This is a genomic window from Amycolatopsis rhizosphaerae, from assembly GCF_007713715.1.
Taxonomy (GTDB): domain Bacteria; phylum Actinomycetota; class Actinomycetes; order Mycobacteriales; family Pseudonocardiaceae; genus Amycolatopsis_E; species Amycolatopsis_E rhizosphaerae.
Window position 1 is genome coordinate 1 of sequence record NZ_VJWX01000383.1, and the last position, 7,072, is coordinate 7,072.

8 protein-coding genes are annotated in these 7,072 nt (G+C 71.2%); 7 read left to right on the top strand and 1 reads right to left on the bottom strand.

Translation table 11 applies throughout. The features are described from left to right. Positions 1–1,992 (top strand): threonine--tRNA ligase (gene thrS, locus FNH05_RS28055; protein ID WP_144591857.1); only part of this gene is annotated, 1,992 nt, incomplete at its 5' end. Next, positions 1,989–2,528 (top strand): HIT family protein, encoded by a 540-nt coding sequence (locus FNH05_RS28060; protein WP_144591858.1) that lies wholly within the window; start codon positions 1,989–1,991, stop codon positions 2,526–2,528. The genes thrS and FNH05_RS28060, both read left to right, overlap by 4 nt. An 82-nt stretch (positions 2,529–2,610) precedes the next feature. Here the strand turns inward: FNH05_RS28060 and FNH05_RS28065 are convergent, their stop codons facing one another. Next, positions 2,611–3,159 carry a YceI family protein gene (locus FNH05_RS28065; protein ID WP_144591859.1) on the bottom strand — a complete coding sequence of 183 codons (549 nt, stop codon included), beginning with the start codon at positions 3,157–3,159 and terminating at the stop codon, positions 2,611–2,613. Between the two features lie 96 nt (positions 3,160–3,255). Between FNH05_RS28065 and FNH05_RS28070 the strand changes: the two genes are divergently transcribed. The 5 genes from FNH05_RS28070 to FNH05_RS28090 form a co-directional block, all read left to right on the top strand. Then, positions 3,256–3,765, top strand: coding sequence for a MarR family winged helix-turn-helix transcriptional regulator (locus FNH05_RS28070; RefSeq protein WP_144591860.1), 510 nt, complete (start codon positions 3,256–3,258; stop codon positions 3,763–3,765). Between the two features lie 148 nt (positions 3,766–3,913). Further along, positions 3,914–4,525 (top strand): phosphatidylinositol phosphate synthase, encoded by a 612-nt coding sequence (pgsA, locus tag FNH05_RS28075; protein WP_144591861.1) that lies wholly within the window; start codon positions 3,914–3,916, stop codon positions 4,523–4,525. Next, a complete protein-coding gene (locus FNH05_RS28080) occupies positions 4,522–5,445 on the top strand; it encodes a phosphatidylinositol mannoside acyltransferase (RefSeq protein WP_144591862.1) in 924 nt (307 codons plus the stop codon). The genes pgsA and FNH05_RS28080 overlap by 4 nt, the downstream gene beginning before the upstream one ends. A gap of 2 nt (positions 5,446–5,447) precedes the next feature. Further along, positions 5,448–6,605, top strand: a complete 1,158-nt coding sequence (locus tag FNH05_RS28085; protein ID WP_144591864.1) for a glycosyltransferase family 4 protein — start codon at positions 5,448–5,450, stop codon at positions 6,603–6,605. Further along, positions 6,602–7,072, top strand: a 471-nt coding sequence (locus FNH05_RS28090; RefSeq protein ID WP_144591863.1) for an NUDIX hydrolase, incomplete at its 3' end; no start/stop codon positions are given. The genes FNH05_RS28085 and FNH05_RS28090, both read left to right, overlap by 4 nt.

Below are 7,072 nucleotides of genomic sequence, written 5' to 3' on the forward strand. Positions count from 1 at the left end.
GTGGTGCCGGCCGGGACCACGGCGGGGACCGCGATCCGGGAGGCGGGGCTGCCGACCAGGGGACCGGACGCGATCGTCGTGGTCCGCGACCCCGAGGGCCGCCTGCGCGACCTGTCCTGGGCGCCGGAGGCCGGCACCCAGGTCGAGCCGGTGGCCGCCGACACCGAGGACGGCCGCAGCGTCATCCGGCACTCCGCCGCGCACGTGCTCGCCCAGGCCGTGCAGCAGCAGTTCCCCGAGGCCAAGCTCGGCATCGGCCCGCCGATCAAGGACGGCTTCTACTACGACTTCCAGGTCGCCACGCCGTTCACCCCGGAAGACCTGCAGGCGCTGGAAAAGCGCATGAAGCAGATCATCAAGGGCTCCCAGCAGTTCTCCCGGCGCGTGCTCGAATCGGTCGAGGCCGCCAAGGAGGAGCTCGCGGACGAGCCGTTCAAGCTCGAACTGGTCGATCTCAAGTCCGGCGACGACACCGTCGACACCTCCGAGGTGATGGAGGTCGGTGGCGGCGAGCTGACCATCTACGACAACCTCGACCCGCGCACCAAGGAACGCGTCTGGAGCGACCTGTGCCGCGGGCCGCACGTGCCCACCACCAAGTACATCCCGGCCTTCAAGCTGACCAGGGTCGCCGCGGCCTACTGGCGCGGCAGTGAGAAGAACCCGCAGCTGCAGCGCATCTACGGCACGGCGTGGGAGTCGCAGGAGGCGCAGGACGCCTACCTGGAGATGCTCGCCGAGGCCGAGCGCCGGGACCACCGCAAGCTCGGGGCCGAACTCGACCTGTTCTCCTTCCCGGAGGAGCTGGGGTCCGGGCTGCCGGTGTTCCACCCCAAGGGCGGCATCATCCGGCGCGAGCTGGAGGCCTACTCCCGGCAGAAGCACGAGGAGCACGGCTACGAGTTCGTCAACACCCCGCACATCACCAAGGGCGCGCTGTTCGAGACCTCCGGGCACCTGCCGTACTACGCGGACGGCATGTTCCCGCCGATGCACGTCGAGGGTTCCGACTACTACGTCAAGTCGATGAACTGCCCGATGCACAACCTGATCTTCCGGTCGCGCGGGCGTTCCTACCGGGAACTGCCGCTGCGGCTGTTCGAGTTCGGGTCGGTGTACCGGTTCGAGAAGTCCGGTGTGGTGCACGGCCTGACCCGGGTGCGCGGCATGACGCAGGACGACTCGCACATCTACTGCACGAAGGAGCAGATGCAGGGCGAACTGCGCTCGCTGCTGACCTTCGTGCTCGACCTGCTGCGGGACTACGGGCTCGACGACTTCTACCTCGAACTGTCCACTCGGGACGATTCGCCGAAGTTCATCGGTGAGGACGCCGACTGGGAAGAGGCCACCGAGGCGCTGCGGCAGGCCGCCGAGGCCTCGGGGCTGCAGCTCGTGCCGGACCCGGGCGGCGCGGCCTTCTACGGGCCGAAGATCTCGGTGCAGGCCAAGGACGCGATCGGCCGCACCTGGCAGATGTCCACCATTCAGGTGGACTTCAACCAGCCCAAGCGGTTCGAGCTGAGCTACCAGGCGGCGGACGGCTCCCGGCAGCAGCCGGTGATGATCCACCGGGCGCTGTTCGGGTCGATCGAGCGGTTCTTCGGGGTGCTCACCGAGCACTACGCCGGTGCCTTCCCGGCCTGGCTCGCGCCGGTCCAGGTGGTCGGCATCCCGATCGCCGACGAGCACGTCGAGCACCTGCGCGGCGTGGAGAAGGCGTTGCGGGCCAAGGGGATCCGCGCCGAGGTCGACACCAGCGACGACCGGATGCAGAAGAAGATCCGCACCCACACCACGCAGAAGGTGCCGTTCCTGCTGCTGGCGGGCGCCAAGGACGTCGAGGCCGGGGCGGTGTCGTTCCGGTTCCGCGACGGCACCCAGATCAACGAGGTGCCGGTGGCCGACGCGGTGGAGGCGATCGCGGGCTGGGTCGCCCGCCGGGAGAACTCCTCGCCGACCGCCGAGGCACTGCGGGCGGTCCTGGGGTGAGTCGGCCGGAAGTCGTGCCCCAGGACGGAGTCGGCGTACCGGATGCCCTGCAGCGGCTGTGGACCCCGCACCGGCTCGCCTACGTGCAAGGGCAGGGCCAGGCGGAAGGGGACGAGCCGGAAGGCTGCCCCTTCTGCCGCCTCATCGGCCTGCCCGACGAAGACGCGCTGATCGTCGCGCGCGGCGAGCGGGTGTGGGCGGTGCTGAACCTGTACCCGTACAACCCGGGGCACCTGATGGTGCTGCCGTACCGGCACGTCGCCGACTACACCGACCTGACCGCGGAGGAGACCGCCGAACTCGCCGGGTTCACCCAGCGGGCGATGGCGGTGATCCGCTCGGTGTCGGCCGCGCACGGGTTCAACATCGGCATGAACCAGGGCGTCATCGCGGGCGCCGGGATCGCCGCGCACCTGCACCAGCACGTGGTGCCCCGCTGGGGCGGCGACGCGAACTTCATGCCGGTCGTGGGCCACACCAAGGTGCTGCCGCAGTTGCTCGGCGAGACCCGCCGCCTCCTCGCCGCCGCCTGGTAGTTCTCTCGGTTCGGCTGTTCGGCCGGGCCCCGTGGACGCGAAATGCCCTCTCCCGGCTGGGAGAGGGCATTTCGCGCGGGCGTCAGGCCTGCAGGCCGGCCTCGATGTCCAGCTCGATCTTGATCTTGTCGCTGACCACGGCGGAGGGGACGCCGGTGCCGACGCCGAACTCGGTGCGGCTGATCTCGGTCCGCGCCGAGATGCCAAGGACCTTGCTGCCCTCGGCCATGCCGTTGCCGAAACCGCCCAGCTCGGCCGCCAGGGTGACCGGCTTGGTGACGCCGCGCAGGGTCAGCTCACCGTCGATGAAGTACTCGCCGTCCTCGACCCGCACCGCGGTGGAGGTGAAGGTGATGGTGGGGAACTGCTCGACGTCCAGGAAGTCGGCGCCGCGGACGTGCGCGTCGCGCTGCTCGTTGTTCGTGCCGATGCTGGCGGTGTGGATCGTCGCGGTCACCGTGGAGTCGGTGAGCTTCTCCGCGGTGACGATGGTGGTCTCGACCTGGTCGAACCGGCCGCGGACCTTGGAGACGCCGAGGTGGCGCACGGTGAAGGTGACGTCGGAGTGGGTGCCGTCGATGACCCAGGTGCCGGCGACGTAGCCGGGGATCTCGGTGGTGGGCGCGCTCATGGGGGGTTCTCCCTTGGTTGGCTTCGCTATCTGTTGAGCTCTCAATGACTCTAGCGGAGTCTAGTTGAGGGTTCAATCAGGGGTAGGATGGTCCGTATGTCGGGAACGAGATGGCTCGACGACGAGGAGCAGCGCGTCTGGCGCGAGTTCTCCGCGGCCGTCGACATGCTGCGCGGCCACGTCGAAGGCCAGTTGCAGCGCGACGCGGGGATGCCCCACACGTACTACGAGGTGCTGGTCGTGCTGTCCGAGGCGCCGGGCCGGACGCTGCGGATGAGTGAACTGGCCCAGCGGTGCCGTTCGTCACGGAGTCGTCTTTCCCATGCGGTCGCCCGCCTGGAGGAAAGCGGATGGGTGCGCCGCCAGCACTGCCCCACGGACAAGCGCGGCTCCTTCGCCCGGCTCACCGACGAGGGCTTCGCCGCACTTCAGGCGGCCGCCCCGGGACACGTGGAAGCGGTCCGGCAGGCGCTGTTCGACGCGCTGACCCCCGAGCAGGTGCGCGCACTGGGGGAGATCAGCAGTGCGATTCGTCACCAGCTCACTCCGCGCTGTGCCGCCGCGATGGCCGAAATGGACGCCGAGGAGTTCGCCGAGCAGCGCTGAGGCGGCACTTTCCCGCGCCTGCCGCGTCAACCGCCGGTGCGGGGTGGATAGGCTGCGCTCGAACGATGTCCGATCAAAGCTTCGAGCACACAGCACAGGTGACGTTGACAGCGATGAGCATGCCGGCCGAATTCCCCGTCCAGATCTGATGCTGAACATCTTCGCGCGCGCGTCGGTTTCCCGCGCCCTCGATCCACTCGGGCACGCGTTGTTGCGTGCCGGGGTGACTCCGAACGTGATGACGGTTCTCGGCACGGTGGGCGCGATCGGCTGCGCCCTGGGCTTCTTCCCCGCCGGGCTGCTGCTGTGGGGCACGTTCACGGTGTGGGGTTTCGCCATGCTGGACCTGCTCGACGGGGCGATCGCCCGGGCCCGCGGGCACGGCACCCCCTTCGGCGCCGCGCTGGACGCGACCTGCGACCGACTGGTCGACGGGGCGATCTTCGGCGCGATCGCCTGGTGGGCGTTCGTGGACGCGGGCAACCTCCGTGCCGCGGGCGCGGCACTGGTCAGCCTGGTGCTGGGCCAGGTGATCTCCTACGTCAAGGCACGGGCCGAAGCCTCCGGGCTGCGCGCGGACGGGGGCCTCATCGAGCGCGCGGAACGGCTGATCATCGCGCTGGTCGGTACCGGCCTGGAAGGGTTCCACGTGCCCTACGCCGTCGAAGCGTCGCAGTGGCTGCTCGCGGTGCTGTCCGCGATCACCCTGGGGCAGCGCATGGTCGCCGTGGCCGTCTCGGCCCGGGAGGCGCATTCGTGAGCGGCCTGGGCCAGCGCGTGAGCGATCTCGGTTACGCCGCCGGATTCCGGCTCGTCGGCAGACTGCCCGCCGGGCTGGTGCAGGCGGCCTTCGCCCTGGGCGCCGATTTCGCCGTCCGCCGCAACGGGCCCGGCGTGCGGCAGCTGCGGCGGAACCTGGCCAGGGTGGTGCCGCAGGCCGGGGAGGCGGAACTCGACGAGCTCACCCGCCGGGCGCTGCGGTCCTACGCGCGCTACTGGCGGGAGCTGTTCCGCCTGCCGTCGATGGACCACGACGAGGTGCGCAGCAAGGTCGACGACGCGATCACCGGCGTGGAGAACATCGACGCCGCCCTCGCCGAGGGCAACGGCGCCGTGCTCGTGCTGCCGCATTCGGGCAACTGGGACGCCTGTGGGCTCTGGCTGGTCGGGTACGCGGGCTCGTTCACCACCGTCGTCGAGCGCCTGCGTCCCGAATCGGTGTACCGGCGTTTCGTGGAGTTCCGCGAATCGCTGGGGTTCGAGCTCCTGCCCGCCTCCGGCGGCACCGGTTCGTTCCGGCTGCTGCTGCGGCGGTTGCGGGAGAACAAGGTGATCTGCCTGGTCGGCGACCGCGACCTCAACGGCTCCGGCGTCCCGGTCACCTTCTTCGGCGAGCAGACGAGGATGCCTGCCGGGGCGGCGCGCCTGGCCGCCACCACCGGGGCCGCCCTGCTGCCGGTGGGCATGTGGTTCACCGAAGACGGCTGGGGCGTCCGGGTGCATCCCCGCATCCGGGTCACCGCGCGGTCCGAGGTGCCCGCCGCGACGCAGGCCATGGCCGACATCTTCGCGGGGGACATCGCCGCCCACCCCACCGACTGGCACATGATGCAGAAGCTGTGGACGGCCGACTTCGCCGAGGCGGAGCCTGCCCTGGCCGAGGAGGCCGCGGCCGGGTGAACATGCCGCCACCCCAGAAGCTCAAGATCGGCATCGTCTGCCCCTACTCGTTCGACGTGCCCGGCGGGGTCCAGGGGCACGTCGTGGAGCTGGCCAGGGCGCTGCTGGCCCGCGGGCACCAGGTGTCGGTGCTCGCGCCCGCCGACGAGGACGCCGGGCTGCCCGACTTCGTGCAGGCCGCAGGCCGCGCTCTGGCCATCCCGTACAACGGTTCCGTCGCGCGGCTGCAGTTCGGTCCGGTGTCCTACGCCCGCGTGCGGCGCTGGATCCGGGAGGGCAACTTCGACGTGCTGCACCTGCACGAGCCGACCGCCCCGAGCCTGTCGCTGCTGGCGCTGAAGGTGGCCGACGGGCCGATCGTCGCCACCTTCCACACCTCGACACCCCGTTCGCGGACCCTGGCGGCGTTCCAGCCGGTGCTGCGGCCGCTGATGGAGAAGATCACCGCGCGGATCGCCGTCTCCGCACTGGCCCGCCGGGTGCAGGTGGAGCATTCCGGTGGCGACGCGGTGGAGATCCCCAACGGGGTCGACGTGGACTTCTTCACCCGGTCCCAGCCGCTGGACGGCTATCCGCGTGCGGGCGGCACCATCGGGTTCGTGGGGCGCTACACCGAGCCCCGCAAGGGCATGGAGGTCCTGCTCGAAGCGTCGCGCCGCCTGCTGCCGGACTTCCCGGACCTGCGCCTGCTGGTGGTGGGCCGGGGTGACGAGGCGGAGCTGCACCGTGCGGCGGGCCCCGTGCTCACCCCGCACCTCGAACTGCTGGGGCAGGTCGACGATGCGACGAAGGCGCGTGCCCTGCGCAGCGTCGACGTGTACTGCGCGCCCAACCTGGGCGGCGAGAGTTTCGGCATGATCCTGACCGAGGCGATGGCCGCCGGGACGGCGGTGGTGGCCAGCGCGCTCGACTCCTTCCGCCGCGTCCTCGACGACGGCCGCGCCGGGCTGCTCACCCCGCCCGGCGATCCGGTGGCGCTGGCCGGGGCGCTCGGCGAGCTGCTGGGCGATCCGGCGCGCCGCGGCTCGCTGGCGGCGGCCGCGGGCGAACGGGTGGCGATCTACGACTGGCCGGTGGTGGTGACCCAGGTGCTGCGGGTGTACGAGACGGCGGTCGCGGCGGATCCGCGCCGGGTCAGCGCCGAGGAAAACGCCCCGTGAGCGTCCTGGTGTGGCTGTCCGCCCTGCTGGCCGCGGTGATCGTGCTGGGCGGGCTGTTCCTGGTGGCGACGGCGAACCGGCTCGACCGGCTGCACGTCCGCCTCGACGCCGGGTGGGCGGCGCTGGACGCGGCACTGGCCCGGCGTGCGGTGGTGGCGCGGGCGGTGGCCGCGGGGGCACTGGAGGGCAGCGCCGCCGCCGAGGTGCGCCGGGCCGCGGACGCGGCCGAGGCCGCGCCGAGGCCCGACCGGGAGGCGGCCGAAAACGAGCTGACGAAGCTTCTCGCCACGATCGGCCGGGACGGCCTGCCCGCCGAGCTGGCCGACGAACTGGCCGACGCGGAATACCGCGTCGTCATCGCGCGCCGGGTGCACAACGACGCCGTGCGCGACACCCTCGCCCTGCGCCGCCGCCGGAAGGTGCGCTACTTCAAGCTCGCCGGAACCGCCCCGCGGCCCGAATACTTC

Bases quoted from the DNA above. Each gene is read 5' to 3' on its own strand.
- FNH05_RS28065 (WP_144591859.1), bottom strand. From the start codon at position 3,159: ATGAGCGCGCCCACCACCGAGATCCCCGGCTACGTCGCCGGCACCTGG.
- FNH05_RS28070 (WP_144591860.1), top strand. From the start codon at position 3,256: ATGTCGGGAACGAGATGGCTCGACGACGAGGAGCAGCGCGTCTGGCGC.
- pgsA (WP_144591861.1), top strand. From the start codon at position 3,914: ATGCTGAACATCTTCGCGCGCGCGTCGGTTTCCCGCGCCCTCGATCCA.
- FNH05_RS28085 (WP_144591864.1), top strand. From the start codon at position 5,448: ATGCCGCCACCCCAGAAGCTCAAGATCGGCATCGTCTGCCCCTACTCG.